At 70.5% G+C, this 2,886-nt stretch carries 3 protein-coding genes; 2 read left to right on the forward strand and 1 reads right to left on the reverse strand.

Features of this window, described 5'->3' with window-relative positions; translation table 11 throughout:
- Positions 1 to 166: 166 nt before the first annotated feature.
- Positions 167 to 847 carry a phosphate signaling complex protein PhoU gene (phoU, locus tag RWR81_RS13360; protein WP_314458197.1) on the reverse strand — a complete coding sequence of 227 codons (681 nt, stop codon included), beginning with the start codon at positions 845 to 847 and terminating at the stop codon, positions 167 to 169.
- A 209-nt stretch (positions 848 to 1,056) separates the two neighbouring features.
- Between phoU and RWR81_RS13365 the strand changes: the two genes are divergently transcribed.
- Together RWR81_RS13365 and RWR81_RS13370 are read left to right on the forward strand one after the other, a co-directional pair.
- On the forward strand, positions 1,057 to 2,226 hold the full coding sequence (locus RWR81_RS13365; protein WP_399498462.1) for a sensor histidine kinase: 1,170 nt from the start codon (positions 1,057 to 1,059) through the stop codon (positions 2,224 to 2,226).
- Positions 2,223 to 2,886, forward strand: a 664-nt coding sequence (locus RWR81_RS13370) for a response regulator transcription factor (RefSeq protein WP_314458198.1), incomplete at its 3' end; no start/stop codon positions are given. The genes RWR81_RS13365 and RWR81_RS13370, both read left to right, overlap by 4 nt.

Consider the following 2,886-nt stretch of genomic DNA (forward strand, 5'->3'; position numbering starts at 1 on the left):
GGGCCCCCCCCGGCCCGGGCCCCCCCCGGCCCCCCCGCAGCGGGCCAGGGCCGGGGCGGGGCCGCACCCGCCCTCCCGGTTCGACGCCGCCCGTCTCTTTGGCACTGAACGGCTCCGGCTGCCGCGGCCGGGCCGTGACAGGTGAGACTTCGGGGCGGTGAGGTGCTCAGTGGAGCGCGTCGGCATCCTCGGCGTCGTGCGTCTCCGGCATGGAGGCCCCTGAGACGAGATAGGCCACGCGGCTGGCCACCGAGGTCGAGTGATCGCCGAAGCGCTCCAGGAAGCGGCCCATGAGGACCGCGTCGATGACCTGCTGGCGGCTCAGGTCGTGGGCCGGGTCCAGAATCATCTGGAAGGAGCGCCGGTGCAGGGCGTCGAGCTCGGTGTCGTTGGACTGGATGACGGCGGCCAGTTCCAGGTCCCGGGTCGAGATGAGACGGGCGACGTCCTTGCCCGCGCGCACCGCGAGGTCCGCCATCTCCAGGATGAGCCCCAGGACCGGCTCGGGCAGCGGTGGCTCGGGGTAGCGGCCTCGGGCGATCGCCGCCACATGGCGAGCCAGGTCGCCCTGACGCTCGAGAGTCTGGGCCATGCGCAGCGCCGACAGGACGTTGCGCAGGTCCCCGGCCACCGGCTGCTGGCGGGCCAGTAGCATGACGCATAGGTCGTCGATGTCGCGCTGAAGGTCATTGATGCGCTCGTCGGCGTCGATCACCTGCTCGGCGATGACGATGTCCCCTTGACGCAGGGACTCCGCGGCTCGCTCGATCGCGGTGGCGACCTGGTTGGCCATGGACTCGAGGTCGGAGCCCAGCTGCTTGAGCTCCTGGTTGAAGATGGCGCGCATAGAGGCTGCTCCTGTTCCGGGCCGATGCCGATGGATCGTACCGTTCGACGATATCGGCTCAAGCACAGCAGTACTGCCGGGACGCTGCAAGCGGCGCGCCCGCGGGCGGCTCGACGCATGAAGCGCCGCCTGGTCTCAATTACCCTGGAAGTGTGGTGGACCCGACCGTCATCGTTCTTCTCGTTGCCGCCGCCGTGGGCCTTGTGTGCATGGGGTTGGCGATCGGCGTCGCGCTGTCCCGACGCGAGCGCAGGGCGGCCACGAGCGCCGCAGACCTCGCAGGCCTGGCCGGAACCGACACGGCCGTCCCCGTCCTGGCCGCTCTGCGCTCGACCGTCGTCGTCCTCGACGACGATGACGAGGTCCTGCGCGCCTCGGCATCGGCCTACACCTTCAACATCGTGCGCGACGACGCCGTCATCGAGCCGACCGTGGCGGCGATGATCAACCGGGTACGCGCCTCGGGCCGTGCCCAGGACGCCGCCGTCACCGTGGCCCGGGGAAGGGTGCCGGGATCGGGCCAGTTCCACCTGCAGGTGCGGGTCGCCGGCATCGGCCAGGGGCGCGTCCTCGTCCTCATCGAGGACCACACCGCCGCCCGCCGGGTGGAGGCCATGCGCCGTGACTTCGTCGCCAACGTCTCCCACGAGCTCAAGACCCCGGTCGGTGCGATCCAGCTGCTCGCCGAGACCGTTGAGGCCGGTGCCGACGATCCCGACTTCGTGCGCGACTACTCCGGGCGCATGCGCAAGGAGGCCCGCCGCCTGGGCGTCCTGGTCCAGGAGATCATCGAGCTCACCCGCCTCCAGGAGGGCGACGCCCTGGCCGAGCCGGAGGTCGTCGACATCGACGACGTCGTCGCCGAGGCCGTGGACCGGGTGCGCGTCGAGGCCGATGGCCGCCAGATCGCCCTCGTGGCCGGCGGGACCAAAGGACTGCGGGTGCGCGGTGACGCCGCCCTCATCACCACCGCCGTGCGCAACCTGCTGGACAACGCCATCCGCTACTCCGAGCCGCGCACCCGGGTCTCAGTGGGCGTCTCGCTGGACGCGGAGGCCCCCGATATCGTGCGCATCGCCGTGGTCGACCAGGGCATTGGCATCCCCAAGGAGGAGCAGGAGCGCGTCTTCGAGCGCTTCTACCGCGTCGACAAGGCCCGCTCCCGTGCCACCGGCGGCACCGGCCTGGGCCTGAGCATCGTCAAGCACGTGGCCGCCGACCACGGCGGCACCGTCGAACTGTGGTCGGCACCGGGGCGCGGCTCCACCTTCACCCTCGTGCTGCCACGCCTGGGCGAGGGGGAACCGGTCGAGAACGGGGCGTTGCAGGATGATCCGGTCGACGGCGCAGCCGGTCGGTCCGCGAGGAGCACGTCGTGAGCTCCACAGACCCCTCCGCGGCACTGCCTCCTGCGTCATCCGGCCCGGTCCGTATCCTGCTGGTCGAGGATGAGGAGAATTTCCGCGACCCGCTCGCTCTCGGTCTGCGACGCGACGGCTTCGAGGTGGTGGAGGCCCAGGACGGCCAGCGCGCCGTCGAAGTCTTCGAGGCCTCCCGTCGCCCCGGTGGTGTCGGCCCCATCGACCTGGTCCTGCTGGACCTCATGCTGCCCCGCTTGGACGGGACCGAGGTGTGCACGCGCATCCGGCGCACCTCCTCCGTGCCGGTCATCATGCTCACTGCCAAGGACACCGAGCTGGACAAGATCGTTGGTCTGGAGATCGGCGCCGACGACTACGTCACCAAGCCCTACTCCTACCGGGAGCTCCTGGCGCGCCTCAAAGCGGTCCTGCGCCGCAGCCGGGCCGTACCCCAGGAGCCCGAGCAGGTCCTGTCCTTTGGGCGGGTGCGCATGGACGTGGAGCGGCACGAGGTCAGGGTCGACGGCGAGCCCGTGGCTATGCCGCTGCGGGAGTTCGAGCTCCTGGAGCTGTTCCTGCGGCACCCCGGCCGGGTTCTCACCCGCGGTCAGATCATCGAGCGCCTCTGGGGACCCGATTACGAGGGAGATACGAAAACCCTGGACGTTCATGTCAAAC

Source organism: uncultured Actinomyces sp. (assembly GCF_963526355.1).
Lineage (GTDB): Bacteria > Actinomycetota > Actinomycetes > Actinomycetales > Actinomycetaceae > Actinomyces.